Consider the following 19,767-nt stretch of genomic DNA (forward strand, 5'->3'; position numbering starts at 1 on the left):
GGTTGCCAGCCCATTTTGTAATCATTTTTTACTGGATCAGTCAAAGGAAAAGCATCATTTGATGCTTTTCTCATTTCATGGACCCCACCCTAAAAATTAGGTCTCTCAACAGCTTTGAATTTTCCACATTCTTTGTTGATAACTTAAGACTTTAAGATGCCGCAAACCCTTAATTTTACTAGGTATTGCTTATATTTGTAGGATTTGAAAATTACAAAGTAACCTAGTCAAAAATATATGAGCGAAGAAGCAGCAAAGAAGCAGTATTCGGCAGATAGTATTCAGGCCCTTGAGGGCATGGAGCACGTTCGCATGCGACCCTCGATGTACATCGGTGACATCGGTGTCAGAGGACTGCATCATTTGGTCTATGAAGTGGTCGACAATTCCATTGATGAAGCGATGGGTGGCCATTGTGATACCATTGACGTAACCATAAATGAAGACAATTCAATAACCGTTCAAGACAACGGTAGGGGCATTCCCGTGGGCTTGCACAAAAAAGAAGGCGTTTCAGCACTTGAGGTGGTCATGACCAAGATTGGGGCCGGGGGCAAGTTTGATAAAGATTCCTACAAGGTTTCCGGCGGTCTGCATGGTGTTGGGGTTTCCGTTGTAAACGCGCTTTCTGGGCATCTGAAGGCCACGGTGCACCGTGAAGGAAAAATTTGGGAGCAAGAATACGAAAGGGGCAAAACCTTATATCCCGTAAAAAGTATAGGTGAAAGCAATGACACGGGCACTTTGGTCACCTTCTCGCCTGATAAAGAAATTTTCCACCAGACAACAGAGTACAACTACGAGACACTCTCAAATAGGATGCGCGAGTTGGCCTACCTGAACAAGGGAGTGACCATTTCGCTTACCGATAAACGAAATAAAGATGAAAAGGGTGAATTTGTCTCTGAAACCTTCCATTCCGAAGAAGGCCTAAAGGAATTCATACGTTTTCTCGATGGCAACCGTGAATCGTTGATTCAGAATGTCATCGCTATGGAAGGCGAGAAAAATGGCATTCCCGTTGAGGTTGCCATGGTCTACAATACAGGATTCACTGAAAACCTGCATTCGTATGTCAACAATATCAATACCCATGAGGGGGGTACGCATCTTTCAGGTTTTAGAAGAGGACTGACCACCACCTTGAAAAAATATGCGGATGGCTCCGGGATGCTCGATAAGCTCAAGTTTGAGGTTTCGGGGGATGATTTTCGTGAGGGACTGACCGCCATTGTCTCCGTCAAGGTGGCAGAACCGCAATTCGAAGGCCAGACCAAGACAAAACTGGGTAACCGAGAAGTTTCAAGTGCCGTGAGCCAAGCAGTTTCTGAGATGTTGACCAATTACTTGGAAGAACACCCTGATGATGCCAAAAGTGTGGTGCAAAAGGTGATTCTGGCGGCCCAAGCGCGTCACGCGGCACAAAAGGCCAGAGAGATGGTTCAGCGCAAGAATCCGATGACGGGTGGGGGGCTTCCTGGAAAGCTTTCCGACTGTTCTGACCAAGATCCAGAAAATTGTGAATTGTTCTTGGTTGAGGGTGATTCTGCGGGCGGTACGGCAAAAATGGGCCGTGACCGAAACTTTCAAGCCATCCTTCCACTTCGTGGAAAAATCTTGAATGTTGAAAAGGCCATGCAGCACAAGGTTTTCGAAAATGAGGAAATCCGTAACATGTACACCGCTTTGGGCGTCACCATTGGCACCGAAGAGGATAGCAAGGCACTGAACCTTGAAAAGTTGCGATACCACAAAGTAATCATCATGTGTGATGCCGATGTTGATGGTAGCCATATCGAGACCTTGATTTTAACGTTTTTCTTCCGTTATATGCGCGAATTGATAGAGAACGGGCATGTGTACATTGCCACACCACCGCTATATTTGGTGAAAAAAGGCTCTAAAAAACGCTATGCATGGAATGATAAGGAACGTGATGAAATCGTTGAATCCATGAAGGGTGGTGCCAGTATTCAACGCTATAAGGGTCTTGGAGAAATGAATGCGGAGCAATTATGGGACACTACCATGAATCCACAGTTCAGGACATTGCGTCAGGTGAGCATTGAAAATGCGACCGAATCCGATCGTATTTTCTCCATGTTAATGGGTGATGAAGTACCGCCAAGACGTGAATTCATAGAGAAAAATGCCGTTTATGCGAACATTGACGTATAAATAACGATAGTTTCACAACAAAAACCCTGACCAAAGCGTCAGGGTTTTTTAGTTTTATGACATTAAATCTCAAGGATTTATAAATTTTATACAGACGAAAAATTTTACATCATGAAGAAAATACTTCCAATTTGCGCACTGCTTGGTTTTTATACCGTTTCTGCACAAAATAATATAGGTGACCTGTTGGCTTCGGGTTTATCTGACGCTGAACGATTTACGAACGCCTATCTCGCCCCGGTTACCGAGGGTGCGGTCTATAACATCTCAAATGGTTGGTATAACACAGCGGATGCCAAACCGTTGGGCGGATTTGAAATTTCTATTGTGGGAAATATATCTCCCTTCAAGAACAAAGACGACAAAAAGGCATTTGTGTTCAGGGAAAGCGATTATGAAAACCTGCAGATTGTAGGCGGCTCTGACGCAAGAACTGATGAAGTATTGGTTTCGTCGGGTTTAGGTGATATTGAGGGTATAAGCGTTTTTGTTGAAGATGAAAATGGCCTTTTTAGGGAAGAATTTGAATTGCCTGCGGGTCTGGCTTCCGAAGATTTCAATTTTATACCTTCAGGCTATGTGCAGGCAAGTGTGGGGCTGGTCAAAGGCCTTGAAGTAAAGGCGAGGTTCTTGCCAAAACTAAAGTTTGAAGATAGTGCCGAAATCGGTCTTTTTGGTGCTGGGCTGCAATATGAGTTCACAAAATTGTTGCCTGCTGATAAAGTGCTTCCTATTGCCATTTCGGCCGTTATCGGATATACGAGTCTAAATGGTGAATATGATTTTACGGATACCGAAGTGATTGAGGGTGAAAATCAACGCATTGATGCCTCAATCAATACATGGGCATTCAACGCTGTGGTATCCACCAAACTCCCTGTAATAAATTTCTATGGGGGCTTGGGTTATATCACTGGTAAGTCAGAAACGGACATTTTAGGAACCTATAGAGTGCAATCAGGTCCTTTTCAGGCAACCTACGAAGACCCTTTTAGCATAACCAATACTGTAAGTGGAGCACGTGCCAACCTTGGTTTTAAGTTAAAACTTGGGTTCTTTAGGCTCAATGGTGAATACAACATCGCTGAATTCAGCACCGCTACGTTAGGAATCAATTTCGGATTTAGATAAGAATTACCAACTGACCAATCAATTTGAAAGCCCCAATCCAAAAAATGGAAAGGGGCTTTTTTCATAGAGTGCATTGAAAATTCGTTATTCACGGGTGGCAAAGTGGCCACCACTTTGTAATTGTAAGGTTTCCGGAAAATCTACATTCATGAGTTTTACCTTAGCTTCGGGAATGTCTGTTCCTCGGTACTCAATGGTATAGACATCGTCTTCGATGGTCCAACTGAAGTCAGTGTAAAATTCAAGTTTTTCGTCGTTGAAGCTGTGGTACCTTCCTAAGTAGGCATCGTTAAAAATCCACTCTTCACGTTGGGTGGTCTGCTTTCCTTCCGCAGTAGAAATATCTGTCCGTGCCCAAATGCCCAAAATTGGGTCATTGTTTTCGGGTACACGCGAACAGTTGCTAATGGCAATTAGGGATATAATGCACAGCAATGAAAAGAACTTTTTCATATAAGCAGGTTTATCATTAAGATTGGGACTAAGAGAACGGCCAAAAGGGCACAAGTAGTATATATTTTTCGATGTACTGCGTCTTTTAACACTTTCTTACCGATGAAGTGCTCTTTTCTTTAACAAAAAAGTGAATATTTCAGGTCAAAAAGAGGCTTTTCGAACTTGAGAAATGTCATAAAAAATCCCTTAAAAAATCGCTACTTTTGCGCCGAAGATAAATCTCAAAAAGAACAACGTATGAAAATCACTGTAGTAGGTGCGGGAGCTGTGGGAGCAAGCTGTGCCGAATATATCGCCATCAAAAATTTTGCCTCAGAAGTCGTGTTGTTGGATATCAAGGAAGGCTATGCCGAAGGCAAGGCCATGGATTTGATGCAAACGGCATCTTTAAACGGCTTTGACACCAAAATTACGGGAAGCACCAGCGATTACTCGAAAACTGCGGATAGCAATATTGTGGTCATTACCTCAGGCATCCCCAGAAAACCGGGCATGACGCGTGAAGAATTGATAGGCATCAACGCAGGTATTGTAAAGTCGGTTTCTGCGAGTTTGATTAAGCATTCGCCCAATGCCATTATGATTGTGGTGAGCAATCCGATGGACACGATGACCTATTTGGTGCACAAAACCACAGATTTGCCTAAAAACCGCATCATCGGTATGGGTGGGGCATTAGACAGTGCCCGATTCAAGTACCGATTGGCAGAGGCCCTTGGGGCGCCCATTTCTGATGTGGATGGAATGGTCATCGGCGGCCACAGTGATACGGGTATGGTGCCACTTATAAGCCATGCTACGCGAAACAGTGTAAAAGTTTCTGAGTTTCTATCTGAAGACCAAATGGATTATGTCGTGCAAGAAACCAAAGTGGGCGGTGCCACATTGACAAAATTGCTGGGCACCAGTGCTTGGTATGCCCCTGGGGCGGCAGTTTCAGGACTTGTGCAGGCCATTGCCTGTGACCAGAAAAAGATGTTTCCGTGTTCTACCTTTTTAGAGGGTGAATATGGATTGAACGACATTTGTATCGGTGTGCCCGTGATATTGGGGCGAAATGGTATCGAAAAAATTGTTGCCATTGAGTTGGGCGATGCAGAAAAAAACAAAATGCAAGAGAGTGCTGAGGGCGTTCGCAAGACCAATGAGCTGCTCGACGTTTAGCCAACAAAGCTTCATAATAATGGCGCTCCTTCCCTTGGATATTGCATCCGACGAGCGAAGCAAGAGGAATGCATAAGTGTCCCACATCCCGATGCGGGACGGAAAGGATTGAATTTATAGCGTTATGTTTCCACCCTTTCCGTCATCCGCCTTTGGCGAATGCCACCTTTCCCTGTTCAGGTAAAGGAGCTGTTATCCCTTTTGGACAAAACCAACGCTCCTTCACAATTCGCGGCATTTCATTGGCAAATCTTTAGCGGAATGCTATATTTGCACGCTGTTTCTAAAAATTAAAAATCAATGCAAAATAAGGGACTAATACGGCTTTTCGCGCTACTCTTCGGGTTGGTGAGCATTTACCAGCTATCCTTTACGTTTATTGCCAGTAAAGTTGAAAATGATGCAGAAGTCTATGCGGCCAACCAGATTTCAGAGGCTGAAGACAATTATGTGGCAAAGCGTGAGGCTCTCGAATCACAATATCTGGATTCTATCGGAAGCAATCCGATTTTGGGCTACACCAGTTATGAGGATGCCAAGAAAAAGGAACTGAACAAGGGCCTTGACCTTAAAGGTGGTATCAATGTGACGCTTCAAATTTCCGTCAAGGATATTCTGAAAGGCCTTGCCAACAACACTAAGAACCCCATCTTCAACAAGGCATTGGCCGATGCCGATGAGGCTTCCAAAAACAGTGATGAAACGTATTTAGAGCTCTTTTTTGATGCTTTTGACAATATCAAGGGCGATACCAAATTGGCTTCCCCCGATATTTTTGCCAATAAAGGCTTGAGTGATGAAATCAACTTTCAGATGACCGATGATGAGGTCAAGCCGATTATCCGAAGAAAGATTGACGAATCCATTGTTTCAGCTTTTGAAGTGCTCCGAGAGCGTATTGACGGTTTTGGGGTGACACAACCGAATATTCAGCGTGAGGGCAATTCGGGCCGTATTTTGGTCGAATTGCCGGGAGCACGTGACATTGCCCGCGCCCAAGAACTGTTGTCGAGTACGGCACAGCTTGAATTTTGGGAAACCTACCAGCAAAGCAACCAAAGTTTGGGGCTTTTCTTTGTGAACGCCAACGAGCGTCTTCGAGACATTTTAGAACCCCAAGAACAAGAGCAGGATACCTTGACCAAGCCCGAATCTGAAATTGATTCACTGCTTTCGGATGTCGCCCAAGATTCTTTGGATTTGACCGCAGAGGCGAATCCGTTGTTGGGCAAGTTGATTCCTGCGAGTCCGGGCAGTCATGCCATCGCGCGGGTGGCCATTTCTGATACTGCGGAAGTAGGCTCTTATTTGAGGATGCCAGAGATCAGAAGACTACTGCCAGCTGACATTCAGTTTACAAAATTTGCATGGGAACGTCCGCCACAAGACTTGGAAACCGCGGAACTATATGCATTGAAATCAAATCGGGATGGCGTGCCACGAATCAGTGGTGATGTGGTTTCTGATGCACAGGCCACTTTTGACCAGTTCAACAAGCCAGCGGTCAGTATGACCATGAACACACGGGGCGCAAAAGAATGGGAGCGTCTGACAGGCGATGCGTTCAACAACCAGACGGGTATTGCCATTGTTCTTGACAACAAAGTGTACACCGCGCCTGGGGTTTCCACAGGGCCTATTTCTGGTGGACGCTCTGAAATCACGGGCCAATTCACGGTAAACGAGACCAAAGATATCGCCAATGTGCTGCGAGCGGGTAAATTGCCAGCATCCGCAGAAATCATTCAATCAGAAGTAGTCGGTCCGTCATTGGGGCAAGAAGCCATTGACAGTGGTTTTATGTCGTTTATGATTGCCATGGCCTTTGTCTTGCTTTGGATGATTTTCTATTATGGAAAAGCTGGAATTTTTGCCGATATCGCCTTGATTTTGAATATCCTGCTGATTTTCGGGGTTTTGACCAGTTTAGGAGCCGTATTGACATTGCCTGGTATTGCGGGTATCGTGTTGACCATTGGTATGTCGGTGGATGCCAACGTGCTCATCTTTGAGCGTATCAAAGAAGAATTGGCACGTGGCAAGGGCAAGGCACAGGCCGTCGCCGACGGATTCAGCAATGCACTTTCTTCCATTTTGGATGCCAACATTACCACGGGCTTGACCGCCATCATTCTTTTTGTGTTTGGTTCGGGTCCGATCAAAGGGTTTGCGACGACACTTTTGATCGGTATCGTCACCTCGTTGTTCACGGCAATTTTCATTACGCGACTGTTGGTGGATTGGTATATTTCAAAAAAAGGTAGAAGCCTCGATTTCTCGACCGCAATGACCAAGAACCTGTTCACGAACATGAACATCAATTTCTTGGGCAAGCGCAAAATTGCCTATGTGATTTCAGCCATTTTGGTTGGTGTCGGTGCTTTTTCACTGTTCACCAAAGGTTTGCAACAAGGGGTTGATTTTGTGGGGGGGCGCTCGTATCAAATTCGTTTTGAAAAAGCGGTAAATCCTTCTGAGATTGCCTCTGAACTGAATGATGTATTTGGTAGCGGCACCAATGTGAAAACCTTTGGTGAGGCAAATCAAATCAAGGTCACCACCCCTTACAAAGTGGATGTTGAGGGTATTGAGGTGGATAATGAGATACAAAACAAGCTCTATACCTCATTGCAAAAATATTTGCCTGACGGTACCTCTTTTGAAGACTTTACCGTTGGTGCTTCTGAAAAATCTATCGGAATCTTACAATCGGTCAAAGTGGGGCCGACCATTGCCGACGATATCAAAAAGAATGCGGTTTGGGCCGTTATCGGCTCTTTGGCGGTCGTATTCTTGTACATTTTGCTGCGATTTAGAAAATGGCAGTTCTCTTTGGGTGCTGTGGCTGCGGTATTTCACGATGTCATGATCGTACTGGGCATCTTTTCATTGACCAGTGCCATTATGCCCTTCAATATGGAAATTGATCAAGCATTCATCGCGGCTATTTTGACAGTGATCGGTTACTCGCTGAACGATACCGTGGTCGTATTCGACCGTATTCGTGAGGTGGTCAACCTAAAAGGCTGGAAAAACGGTAAGCACGTCAACCAAGCCCTGAACAGTACCTTGAGCCGTACCCTGAACACCTCTTTGACCACATTGATCGTGCTTTTGGCGATTTTTGTTTTTGGTGGCGAGAGCCTTCGCGGATTTATGTTCGCCATGATCGTGGGTATTTTGGTAGGTACGTACTCATCATTGTTCATCGCAACCCCTGTGATGTTCGATACCTTGAAAAAGAAAATCCTTTCTGGAGAGGAATAAAATTCCAGACTAACTCAAATGCTAAAGCCATCTGTCTCAAACGGGTGGCTTTTATTTTTTTAAAGACCGTATGACTCTTTGGCTATCGATTAGGACATCCCTCAGAAGAATCTTATATGGGAACTCATCTAAACCTGATTCTTCGAAAGCTTGATAGATGTCAATTAAAGCTTCAGAAGTGATGAGAGATAAATTCAAATCATAGTCTAAACCACACTCATTAATGAATTCATCTGTAAAAGATGGAGCTATTATAAAAGTCTTTGAAACTTTTAACCCAGCTTTCAGCGCCAAATCTTTATAAGATTTTATTTGTCTTGAAGCAGAACTATATTTATTGAACTTGGTATCTTTTTTGGTTTTGCACTCAACTATGATAATTTCTTCATCATCCAATTTTATGATAATGTCTATTTTATCTTTGACAGTATTAATTCTTTTTCGAAGTTTTTCATCTATATCTAGCCCCATGTTTTGAAAAATGAGCTTAGTTAGATTTTCATATTGTATACCTAATTCCGATTCTTTTATTTCAATATTGTTGGCTTTTAACTCATTAATATCCCTATTTGAGATATTGATATAATTCTCTAAATAGAGATTTTGTGTATCTCTATATTCATCGAGAATATTTAAAATTTCATTTCCTCTCTTAGATATGTTGGATTTTTCACAAAAGGCTATAATATCATCGTTTGGTAAGGCATAGAGTATATCTATTGGTTTCAGATTATGATTCAAAAGGGATTTTGCTTTTAATTCGGTTGTATCTTGTAATTCAAATTCTACCCTAATATTTCTTTCAAAACTGCGCAAACACTTTTTCAAATCATATAACAGCTTATCATAGCCGTGGAGCGATACGCTGATATTATCACTACTTTCTTTTTCATTTAGATAATCAACTAAGTTTTGGAATTTATCCTCAAGAGAAAGCCCTTTTATATGGCTGTCAATCTCAAGTTTTTTCTCGACAAGGTCAGTTAAAAACTTCTTTTTATCAGTTTTTGTGGTACCATCTTTGTGAGCGGAAGAAAGTAGGACTTTGGAAAATGGAACTCCCTCATTAATAATTTCTTTAATTTTTTCTTCTCTACTTAGTGCTCTGTCGATATTGTGTTTCCTTGAAATTAAATTGATTTGACCATCTCTGAGCTGTTTTAGTACTCGAAGGAAAATTTTGTTTGAAACTTGTTTGCCTCGTATTTTTCTTAAAACTTTTACTATCCCGTCAGGAACAAAAATTTGATGGTGTTTTTTGGAATACATAATTATTCCAATCTTAACCAGATAATTAATCACATCATCGACTTCACGTTTATTTAAAGGGACTACTGAATAATTTATTAGTTTGATTTCTTCATGGGAAAGGTCTAATCCATTGGAGATGGTATTCAAGATAGACTGCTCTTCTATGGTGACTTTGCAATCTCGATTTAAGGCTATATCATTTGTGTATGCAGTCTTTAGACAATCACAGTAAAGACGATAATCTTTTACCCGTTGTTCTTCGTCTTCAGAGTCTAGAACAGTTTTAAGCTGTTTACTTTTGGATTTTATTTTCCTGATTTCTTTTTCGTAGAGTTTTAATAACCATTCTCTACTCATCAATGAATTTCCATCCCTAATTAAAATGTCAACTAAAATGTCGAGTTGAGAAGTTGCACTTGAAAATTCTCTCAAAATATGTTGTTCAAACTCGTTTTCTACCAAATAAAAAATCTCTTCAACACTTAAATTATCTGCATTCTTTATTTGACCATCAGTATTGTTTAGTATTTTATCAATCTTTTTTAGATTTCTAGGTTCAGAGCTTATTATTTGCTCAATAATTCGAAGAAAATTGTTTTTTTCAAAAGTGTTTACAATGTCAAGAATTTCTGAAATCTTCATTTTAAGAAATTGGGTTTCGTTAATAAAGAACGATAACGTATCGTAGTTTCAAGACCAAAGGAAGAGATTGTAGGGCTGACTAAAATATGAATTTACAAATACTTTTCTTACCTATTTGGGTGGTAAACTCATCACGTACTCAAATCCCTTTTGTAGATATTTACCCAAAACTTCATGGTCAGAAAGTAGTGGTTCAGGAATCAGCACATAATCTCTCATCGTGGCACCGTAAGAAATAAAGGGCTTTGCACCATAAGACGCATCAAATTCTTTTTGGTCTTCTTTTGAAAGGCGTATGCCCAGTTCGTTCGCCTTGTTCACCAGAGAAAACATATAACCATTGGCCGAAGTATAGGGCATGGTCTTTCCCTTTCTTTGAAAATTTGGATTCGCCACCACCACGGCATCATAAATTTCTAAAAGTTCATCACGGTTCATGCTGTTCCATTTTTAATGTGGTTTTTTCAAGCTTCTGGGCTACGTCGCGAATGACCTCCAAAAGATAATCAATGGAATTCTTGGTCTTTCGATGATTGATGAGACAGGCACGAATGGCATATTCGCCTTTTAGCGTTGTGCCCATGATAAAGACCCTGCCGTCTTTTTCCAGTTCGGGCATCAGTCTTCGGTTGAATTCCTCTACATCTTTTTTGGATTCTATGTCACCAACATATCGAAAACACGAAACTGCCAACTTTGAATCGGCAACCAATTCAAAATCTTGTGACGCTGCTACCTGTTCATTGAGGTACTGGGTCAAATCAATATCTTTTTGGATCATCGCTTTGATACGGTCCATGCCGTAAGCTTTGATGGTCATCCAAACCTTGAAGGCTTTGGCATTGCGTGACAATTGAAAATAATGCTCATTGAATTCCAATCGGTTGCCGTCATTCGCCAGTTCGGTATCCAAATAGGCTGCTTTTTTGTAGTAGGTACGTTTGAGATGATTCCAACTACGTACCAGGGTACATCCTCCCTCAAAAGGCACATAAAGCCATTTGTGAAAATCAAGTGCTATGGAATCGGCCTTTTCCATTCCTTTGTATTCTTCTTTTAAGCTATCTAGAATTCCGGCCAAAGCTCCGTAGGCACCATCAATATGGTACCATAACCCATACTTTTTGGCAATGTCGGCCAATACATTCAAATCATCGATTGCCCCGGTATTTACCGTACCTGCATTGCCAACCACGCAGAACGGTTGTAGACCATTTGCTAAATCGGCTTCAATCTGCTCAATCAGTGTATCGGTTTTGATTTTGAAGCCATCATCCGTTTCAATCTTGTGGAGATAATCGGTGCCAATGCCCAAAAGTTCCACACTTTTATCCATGCAGCTGTGCACTTCTTCAGAAGCATAGACTACAAAGGGCTGCTGATTGAACAACCCCTTTTTTCGAATGTCGGCTTTTTCAAACATGATATTTCTACCCACGGTAAGACCTGTCAAGTTTGCGGCCGAGCCACCACTGACCAATACTCCGCCTGATGCTTCTGGAAAATCCAGCAATTTTGCTGTCCATGCAATGACCCTTTTCTCAATCTCGTTCATGGCGGCCCCCAAATGCCATTTGGTCTGGTTTTGGTTGATGGTAGCCGCCAGTTTTTCGGCAACAATGGCAATTTGATTGCCCCCAGACATGACATAGGCGTACATGTGCGGACCCAGATTTCCGGTAGCGGTCTGCATCACCTTTTTCTCGACCTCTTCCAACAGATCGGTGGTATTCATTCCTAGATTGGGGAGTTCTTCCTCAAACCATGATGCAACTTCTTTTTGGGAAAAGTAGTGATAGCCCTTTAGGTCTTCTAATTTTTTGAACTTTTCGAACACCAGTTCGGTGCTCTTGTCAAGTAGTTTTTTGAATTGTTCTTCAGAAAAATCCAATGAATCGTTTGGCATGTTCAATCTTTAGTTTGCTGATTACAACATCGTTTGGTTCTATGGACGCATTGATGCTATGTTATTCATCTTCAAAATAAAAGTAAGGATTTTTTCAGCCGTAAATTCTGATAAAACCCGTGATGGCTCTATTGTGGATTTAACCCATCATTGTCTGTGCAACCCGATATGCCCTATGTTTGTTTTGCAAAAACCTCCAGCCAAGAAATCAACTGACTGAACAGGGTGAAGTTTTGTATTACCCTTGTCTGCCCGTTGAACCCCCATTTATCACGCTCTTTAGGATGGTTGAGCATATAGGTAAGTGCCTTGGAAAGGCTTTCAATGTTCGTGGGATCATCATTAATGAGACCCGTTTTGTTATGCGCTACCTGAAATTTCAATCCTGCCGCTGCGGAAACCAATAGTGGCTTTCTTTTCCACATACCTTCGGTGGCGGTCAATCCAAAACCTTCTTGTATGGAATTCTGAACGATAATACTTGAGGCTCTTTGCAGTGCATTGACAATCAGGGCATTTTCCTTGGGATTGTCCAACGGGAGCAGTAAAATGGCAATGTCTTTTTGCATATCACCATCCAATTCTTGGTACGCTTCCGTAAGTTCCTTCAGCACTGCTTTGCCCTCTGGATCATCTGAGACAAAGGCAGGGTCAGGGCCGCCCATGACCAACAGGGTCATTTTAATGCGTTTGTACTCCAAACTTTCTGGATCCCCATGTTCCAAATTCTCTTTTTTCATCTTGATGAAAGCCTCCATCAATTCTTTAAATCCCTTTAATCTATCCCATCTAGAGATTTCCGTAACAAAAGGGCGATAGATGAGGTTCAGTTTGCTTGTTTGGTTCGGCGAACCAAAAGAGCCATCGGGCATGATTCTTCGTACCAAATGGTTGTACCGATGATACAGAATTGCCTCGTGGTCATCGGTTATGCCCGATTGATATAAGATGCCAATGGATTTATGAAGCTGCAACGCCCTATTTTTATGGCTCAAGGGGTCTATGGCCGGGGGAATGATGGAGGTTCTGTTCTTAAGAGTTTTAGGAACATAGGAAGGCAGACTAAAAATGAAATGGTCATAATCATCCGTATACTTTGAGAGAAATTTCCAGACGGCGTCCGTTACATCGGTATCATCTTCCAGCCCAATGTGGCAGCGCCAAATGATGGGAACGTTTTTTTCTTTCTTGATCATGGCGGCCAAGGGCATGGGTTGTGGGTCGTGCACCACCACGATATCGCCTTCATTTATCAGTTCTAAGGCTTTCGGTAGGTTTTGACAGTTTACCCTTTCATAAATTGTTCTGTCCTCTTCTGTGAATTTACCGTCACCACTGCCATGAATGGCGTTATGGATGCGCTTGGTCAAATCAAAAAAGGCATCTTCATTGGCCTCTATCACCAACCATTCAATGGAAACACCAAGCTCGCGTAGTATGCGCATTTGGCTGGGCAACATTTCTGCAACTCCTCCGCCGATGGCAGTAGAATTGATCATCCAGATGGTTTTCCCATTTAGAGCACCGATCAATGGTTTTGATTGTTCCAAAAAATCGAGTACGGAAGAATAGAGCGCGCCGTACGCTTTGTAATCTCCAATTTTAGCACCTGGCTTCACCTGTATTTTTTGCATGTAAGGGTGGGTTTTTGGTTCTTTGTTAAGTTACGAAAAACATGGTAACCAGCACGATATCAGATGGATTTGATCATGCCCCGTGAACCTTCTTTTGTAGGCAGTAGCTCAAATAGTTTATTGGGTTCTAGGCGGGGTTCCATTCTATGGGATACAAAAATGATGGTGGTCTGACTTTCTTCAGCAATCTTGTTGACCAGTGATACAAAAAAGTGGGCGTTGTCATCATCCAGTCCAGCTGTGGGCTCGTCCAAAATCAAGAGAGGAGGATGCTTGACCATCGCCCGTGCTGTCATCAATAACCGTTTTTCACCAACAGGTAGCTCATGAAAATAACGGTCTTTTTTTTGATTCAGTTTGAGTAGCCTCAACCAGTGGTCTGCCAACCGTTTTTCAGCATCGGAAGGGGTCACATACAAACCGATGGAATCGTGCAAACCTGAAATCAACATATTTTCAATCGTGTGATAGCCACGAAACTTGTCGGTCATCGCCGGGGTAAAGTAGCCAATGTGCTGTTTGATGTCCCACACGCTTTCACCGCTGCCTTTTTTCTGGCCGAAGAGCGTTAAATTTTGGCCATAGCCTTTGTGGCTGTCACCCGTAATCATGTTGAGGAGTGTGCTTTTTCCACTACCATTGGGGCCGATGAGGTTCCAGAATTCCCTTTTTTTGATGGTCCAGTGAATGCTTTGGAGCACCTGACGACCCTCAAAACTCACGGAAACACTATCAAAGACAACCAATTCTTTGTAGTCTGTCTTTATGGGATGTAGTGGCGGGGGAATCGCAGTTGTAAATGGGCTTTTTTCGTTTTTAAAATTTTCCAGAAAGGCTGCTCTATTATTGTAAAATTGGATTTCTCCGCGCTTCAGCATCCCAAAATCTGTGGTGATCTCGAACAAGAGATCGTTCATTCGCCCTACCAATTGAATGAGGACAATGGATTTTGAAAGTTTTCGCAACTGCGACTTGAAGGATTCTTGTGATTTAGCATCCAAGTTGTCATACGGATTAACCAATACCAAAAAATCAGGATGCTGTTTCAATAAATAGGCAAGCAAGGCTTTTTTTCGCTCGCCACTGCTCATCGTCTTGAGCGATTGTTGTGTATTGGCCGTCAATAACTTTAAATCGTGTCGCTCTTCTTCGTCTAAATATCGGCCGATTTCACTATCGGAAAATAAGGCACCTTTTTTATCTGATAATCCCTCAAATCCCTTTGGTGGATTCTGAAAAAGAGCAGCTATAAAGTTTCTTGTTTCGGATTGGTTGTCGATGCGAATGCCCCAGTGCTGCATGCATCAAAAATACGCATTCGATCACTTTTTGTGAACCCTGAAAATATGTACGGGATTGTCTTTGTAAGTCGTGATCTTGTCGAGCACCATACCATTTTTCAGGGCCACTTTTTGGGATGGAACATTATCAATATGGATGATGGAAATCAATGAGTCGGCAAAATGGTTCTCAAAGGCAAACTGTTTGCATTTCGATGCAGCTTCAATGGCAAAACCTTTTTTCCAATATTTTGGTAAAACGGAATAGCCTATTTCAAGTTCTTCTTTTTCATCGACGGTTTGCACCAGCAGTCCGCACATACCGACCAATGCCTCAGTTTCTTTTAATATCAGGGCATTCATGCCGCCCAAGCCCTTTTCATACCGCTCAAAAATACGGTCGAACTGTTGTTGGCAAGCTTCGATGGGATTTTCTGGAAGACCATCCCAAAATTCGGTCGAACGGGGGTCATCATAAAAGGGGAGCCACAAATCAAAATCCTCTGGAGTGAATTTTCTGAACAAAAGGCGTTCGGTGCTCTCGTCTTCAAGTAAATAATTGGTCATTAGAATTTAAGGCAAGCAATGCGGTTGATGATTTGTTAACTTCTGTATTGATTTCGCTTTTCAGTTTCGTAAAAGGTCTTATAACGAAACTATTAAAAAGAATACTGAAACAAGTCTAGCACAAACCGAAAATGGAACTGAAATCGAATATTCTTTGAGTATGACTCGTCGGTTACGCTAAACGGCCGCTTTACAGGCCTACTATCCAATTTGAAAATGGCTATATTAGTATTTTCCTTTCATAGGCATATAACCAAAAATCATATTCCTACGTTTTGGCCAATCAAATAAAACAGTCATGGTTGAACAAAGTAAAACCAAACTGTTCCCCAAAGCACACTTATGGTTATTGATACCTTTCATTTTAACATGGGCCGGCTTCTATCTTACCTATTGGAACAAGTTCAATGAAGCCCCGTTTCGCCAGCACGTGCACGGTCTGACGGCTACAGCCTGGTATATCCTTGTAATCGTTCAGCCCTGGCTCATTCATAACAAACCCGCAAAATTTCATAGAAAACTGGGCATAATCGGTATTTTCTTGGCAGGCGGTGTTGTGGGTTCAGCACTTCAAGTGATGCCCTATCAGGTGGTCAATGAATTTCTGTCAGATGTATTGAAATACGGTTTTTCTTTTGGTGATTTCTGTGCACTTACAGGTTTTAGCCTGTGTGTCATCTTTGGGATTTGGAATGTCAGAGATACAGGAAAGCATGCCCGATGGCTTATTTCAACGGTATTTTGGATTTTATTGCCCGCTACCGCTAGATTAATATATTTTCCGTTGTTGATGTCATACGAGGGAAATCCACCTCTGTCCTATTTGGATGCTATTTATATATGTCTTATTGTGACGACAATAATTCCATTGTCATATATGATATACTTGGATTATAAGGAAGAGAAAAAAATATATAAATCGTACATATTTACATTATTGGGTGTGACATTTTACTCGCTCGCCATAGCACCAATGGGAAAATGGTCGTGGTGGATAGAACTATGTGATGTAATTCTGGGAAAGGGAATGTAAAAATAATCGGCAGCAAAATGGCCACAATACATTACTGCTTTTCAACTAACTTTAAACGCATTATCCATATTCCGATAGCCCTCAGAATTGGCAGGAGATAAGAACATTGAGCGTGAGGCGAACAGCGCATGTAAATCGCAGCCCGACTTTCAGAGAAGATAAAATTTAAGACATTATGAAGTCTGAAACATTCTATACCGTCATTTTCCTTTTTTATAGTGCCTTATCTTTCTTTCCTCACCAAATAGCAGCCCAGGAGAGCGATTCCGTTCTTATGAATCCGATTAAATCGGAAGCATTTAAAGTCATGAGCCAGTTCTTCGATTATGATAAAACTATTCCGTTAGAGGTTAAGACCGTTGATAAGATAGAGGAAACAAGTTATATCCGCGAAAAAATAGTCTTTCAAGGAGTGGGCAATAGCCGTGTCCCAGGTTATTTAGCCATTCCAAAAAAGGGCAACGCCCCTTATCAGTGTGTTCTATTATTACATGGGGTTGGCGATTCTAAAGAAAGTTGGTGGAAAGAAAACAGTTTTAATTCCGGTGGACTATTAACCAAACAATTGATAGATTCCGGATTTGCAGTTTTAAGCTTGGATGCTGAATATCATGGTGAAAGAATGCTGAACAATGATTACGAGTCCGCAGATGTTTTTATTTTTCAGAAAGGTTGGGTGTTGCAAGCTAGGGACATGATTGTACAAACCGTTACTGAATATCGCAGGGCTCTGGATTATCTAGCAACTCGCAAAGATATTGATGCATCACGATTTGGGGCAGTAGGCTATAGTATGGGCGGAATGATGGTATTTCATCTTTGTTCAACAGATACTAGAATAAGAGCAGCAGTAGCAAGTGTAACACCAATCTTAAAAGAAAATCACTCCGCTTTGGCAGTATATAATTTTGCACCCTATATTACTTCAACATCCTTTTTAATGTTGAATGGTGAAAATGATGATAGAAATTATAGTACAATTGAAGCTGAACAGCTTTTTCAATTAATTGGAAGTGATAAAAAAGATATTAAATTTTTCGAAAGTGGTCATAAACTACCTGGGGAATGGACGAAAATTGCAGCAGAATGGATAAAGGAACATTTGAATTGAACCAGTGAGACGATGCATGGGTGTAACGGCGAGGAAAATACTACATCTAAAAATAGGGATATTTCAATCAATGATCTGAACTGAGGATTGTGATCTTAGACCGCCCGTACACGTATTCAAAAACAGTTAATATTTAATGGTTCCGGTAAACCAACGTTTTTTTGAACAACTATATTTTTTAAAGAAGTAATGAGATTGCACAAATAGCGGAGTAATCCAATGATTAATTTCTAGAATAGGCAATACTATCGCCGAGTTGCAAACCCCATTTCTGGGTAAGCCCCGCATTGATTTCCAACACATATTGTACGGGTACTTCCGATGAAATACCGCTTTCATCAAAAGGTTGGGCATTTTCTTTGATGGTGACCAATTTCTTGTTTTGGTCAATGTAGAGAATATCCAACGGAAATTCCGTGTTCTTCATATAAAAAGAGTGCAATCTTGGATTGGCGAACAAAAACAGCATCCCTTGGGTTTCTTCCATTGATTCTCGGTACATCAATCCGGTTTGGGTCTCGTAATCTGATTCGGCCATTTCAATATCCAGAGAATGGATAAGCGAATCACCTCTGAAAATTGAAAGTTCCCCTTCTTTGGTGAAACTGATGTTTTCGGTTTTCACCTCTTTTTTTGCATTTTCTTTACAGGCAGATACTAGGGCAAGAAAAAGTCCGACTACTATAAATGACCTTTTGAAGAGTTTCATGCGTTCTGTTTTTTAGGATCGGGCCTGAACATCAAATATAGTCCGAGAAGTACAAACGGAATGCTCAACCATTGCCCAGTGGAAAATGTGCCCAAAGCTTCCTCAAAGCCTCCTTGGCTCTTCTTGAAATATTCCATGACAAAACGGATTGGCCCCCACATAATGACCAACCAAAACCCAAAGAGGAAACCGGGTTTGTCTTTTTTGTCCGTTTTCCAATACAGCCAATAGTACATGATTAGAAACACGATGAGATACCCGAAAGCCTCGTACAATTGAACGGGGTGACGAAAAGGAATGCCCTCAAGAATGTTTGCATACTGCGGATTGTTTTCAATGGCCTTATAGGCGGCACTGGCTGTTTTTTCATTGGTCAGCCCCATCGCTTTATAGGCCGGCATGTCATCAGAATCTCTTACAAAGCGTGTAGCAAAAGCAAATGATTCATCCACTACCTTACCATTGATTTCAGAATTGAAGAAATTGCCCAATCGCACAAAGGCCCCACCAATCGAACAGGTCATCACGACGCGATCCAGCAACCATAACACGCCCAAATCTTTGTATTTTCTCGACAGCATATAGAGACCGATGACGCCACCAATGGCTGCACCATGGCTGGCCAAACCTGTAAAACCGGTAAACTCATAGCCATTGATGATGCCAAAAAGTGAACCTTCGGCACTTTCTCGAATGGGGAGTAAAATCTCTAAAAGATGGTTTTTGTAATAATCCCAATCGTAGAAGAACACATGCCCCAGTCGCGCCCCCAACATGATGGAAACAACGGCATACACAAAGAGTGAATCAAGCTTTTCCATCGATTTGTTCTCATTCTTGAAAATGCGCTTCATGATGAACCAACCGACAACAAAGGCCAAAATCCATAATAGGTTGTAGTATTTTATCTGGATGAACCCAATGTTGAAGAGAATATCATCGGGATTCCACGTAAAACCTAAAAAGTACATGCGTTCAATTTTCGGGCTAAGATAGGTAAATAGATGTTAGAGGTTAGATTTTAGATGCTAGACTTTTGGGGTTTAAATGCGGGGTACTCGATGTTTGTATTTCTGGTTTCAAGTTTCTGGTTTCTTTTGTTGACAGGGTATTGAAAGTTGTAATTTGCATTCGTCATTCGTAACTCTAAAATCATAACTAAAGGACACGAATTTCACGAATAATCACGAATCTTTTGAATTTGACCCATGCACTTGAGCTTTGAAAATTATTACACAGAGTTTCGCAGAGATGCGAAAAGTTTTACGGAGAAATCGTAAAAGCATTCGTCATTCTACATTCGTATTTCGTACTTCAAAAGACACGAATTTCACGAATAATCACGAATCTTTTGAACTTGACTCTTGCGCTTGAGCTTTACGGGCTGTTCCGCAGAGTTTCGCAGAGATACGCAAAATTTCACGGAGAAACCACACAA

15 protein-coding genes are annotated in these 19,767 nt (G+C 41.8%); 6 read left to right on the forward strand and 9 right to left on the reverse strand.

What is annotated here, in order from left to right:
- Nucleotides 1-237 precede the first annotated feature (237 nt).
- Nucleotides 238-2,178 carry a DNA topoisomerase (ATP-hydrolyzing) subunit B gene (gene gyrB / locus AAAH86_RS00915; protein WP_343485613.1) on the forward strand — a complete coding sequence of 647 codons (1,941 nt, stop codon included), beginning with the start codon at nucleotides 238-240 and terminating at the stop codon, nucleotides 2,176-2,178.
- Between the two features lie 111 nt (nucleotides 2,179-2,289).
- Nucleotides 2,290-3,309, forward strand: coding sequence for a DUF6588 family protein (locus AAAH86_RS00920; protein ID WP_343485614.1), 1,020 nt, complete (start codon nucleotides 2,290-2,292; stop codon nucleotides 3,307-3,309).
- Nucleotides 3,310-3,393: 84 nt separating this feature from the next.
- On the opposite strand, the gene AAAH86_RS00925 is transcribed toward AAAH86_RS00920, so the two are convergent.
- Complete coding sequence (locus AAAH86_RS00925) at nucleotides 3,394-3,762, reverse strand: hypothetical protein (RefSeq protein WP_343485615.1); 369 nt, start codon at nucleotides 3,760-3,762, stop codon at nucleotides 3,394-3,396.
- Nucleotides 3,763-4,002: 240 nt separating this feature from the next.
- Here AAAH86_RS00925 and mdh point away from each other — a divergent pair, with 240 nt between their 5' ends.
- Entirely contained in the window at nucleotides 4,003-4,929 is a 927-nt protein-coding gene (gene mdh / locus AAAH86_RS00930) for a malate dehydrogenase (RefSeq protein ID WP_343485616.1), read from the forward strand.
- Between the two features lie 300 nt (nucleotides 4,930-5,229).
- Complete coding sequence (gene secDF, locus AAAH86_RS00935) at nucleotides 5,230-8,196, forward strand: protein translocase subunit SecDF (RefSeq protein ID WP_343485617.1); 2,967 nt, start codon at nucleotides 5,230-5,232, stop codon at nucleotides 8,194-8,196.
- Nucleotides 8,197-8,247: 51 nt separating this feature from the next.
- Here secDF and AAAH86_RS00940 read toward each other — a convergent pair whose 3' ends face one another.
- The 6 genes from AAAH86_RS00940 to AAAH86_RS00965 all read right to left on the reverse strand — a co-directional run bounded on the left by AAAH86_RS00940 (nucleotide 8,248) and on the right by AAAH86_RS00965 (nucleotide 15,476).
- A complete protein-coding gene (locus tag AAAH86_RS00940; protein WP_343485618.1) occupies nucleotides 8,248-10,089 on the reverse strand; it encodes a hypothetical protein in 1,842 nt (613 codons plus the stop codon).
- A 111-nt stretch (nucleotides 10,090-10,200) separates the two neighbouring features.
- Nucleotides 10,201-10,527 carry a hypothetical protein gene (locus tag AAAH86_RS00945; protein ID WP_343485619.1) on the reverse strand — a complete coding sequence of 109 codons (327 nt, stop codon included), beginning with the start codon at nucleotides 10,525-10,527 and terminating at the stop codon, nucleotides 10,201-10,203.
- Complete coding sequence (locus AAAH86_RS00950; RefSeq protein WP_343485620.1) at nucleotides 10,517-11,995, reverse strand: pyridoxal-dependent decarboxylase; 1,479 nt, start codon at nucleotides 11,993-11,995, stop codon at nucleotides 10,517-10,519. The genes AAAH86_RS00945 and AAAH86_RS00950 overlap by 11 nt, the downstream gene beginning before the upstream one ends.
- Nucleotides 11,996-12,168: 173 nt before the next feature.
- A complete protein-coding gene (locus tag AAAH86_RS00955; protein ID WP_343485621.1) occupies nucleotides 12,169-13,629 on the reverse strand; it encodes a glycosyltransferase in 1,461 nt (486 codons plus the stop codon).
- A gap of 59 nt (nucleotides 13,630-13,688) precedes the next feature.
- Nucleotides 13,689-14,930, reverse strand: a complete 1,242-nt coding sequence (locus tag AAAH86_RS00960) for an ATP-binding cassette domain-containing protein (protein ID WP_343485622.1) — start codon at nucleotides 14,928-14,930, stop codon at nucleotides 13,689-13,691.
- Nucleotides 14,931-14,951: 21 nt separating this feature from the next.
- Complete coding sequence (locus AAAH86_RS00965) at nucleotides 14,952-15,476, reverse strand: GNAT family N-acetyltransferase (protein ID WP_343485623.1); 525 nt, start codon at nucleotides 15,474-15,476, stop codon at nucleotides 14,952-14,954.
- 298 nt (nucleotides 15,477-15,774) lie between these two features.
- Between AAAH86_RS00965 and AAAH86_RS00970 the strand changes: the two genes are divergently transcribed.
- Together AAAH86_RS00970 and AAAH86_RS00975 are read left to right on the forward strand one after the other, a co-directional pair.
- Nucleotides 15,775-16,509: a hypothetical protein gene (locus AAAH86_RS00970; protein ID WP_343485624.1), complete on the forward strand. Its 735-nt coding sequence runs from the start codon at nucleotides 15,775-15,777 to the stop codon at nucleotides 16,507-16,509.
- A gap of 175 nt (nucleotides 16,510-16,684) precedes the next feature.
- On the forward strand, nucleotides 16,685-17,620 hold the full coding sequence (locus AAAH86_RS00975; RefSeq protein WP_343485625.1) for an alpha/beta fold hydrolase: 936 nt from the start codon (nucleotides 16,685-16,687) through the stop codon (nucleotides 17,618-17,620).
- Nucleotides 17,621-17,843: 223 nt separating this feature from the next.
- Here the strand turns inward: AAAH86_RS00975 and AAAH86_RS00980 are convergent, their stop codons facing one another.
- On the reverse strand, nucleotides 17,844-18,329 hold the full coding sequence (locus AAAH86_RS00980; protein WP_343485626.1) for a DUF192 domain-containing protein: 486 nt from the start codon (nucleotides 18,327-18,329) through the stop codon (nucleotides 17,844-17,846).
- Complete coding sequence (gene lgt, locus AAAH86_RS00985; RefSeq protein ID WP_343485627.1) at nucleotides 18,326-19,300, reverse strand: prolipoprotein diacylglyceryl transferase; 975 nt, start codon at nucleotides 19,298-19,300, stop codon at nucleotides 18,326-18,328. The genes AAAH86_RS00980 and lgt overlap by 4 nt, the downstream gene beginning before the upstream one ends.
- Nucleotides 19,301-19,767 lie beyond the last annotated feature (467 nt).

This window comes from Allomuricauda sp. d1, assembly GCF_039592695.1.
Taxonomy (GTDB): Bacteria; Bacteroidota; Bacteroidia; order Flavobacteriales; family Flavobacteriaceae; genus Flagellimonas_A.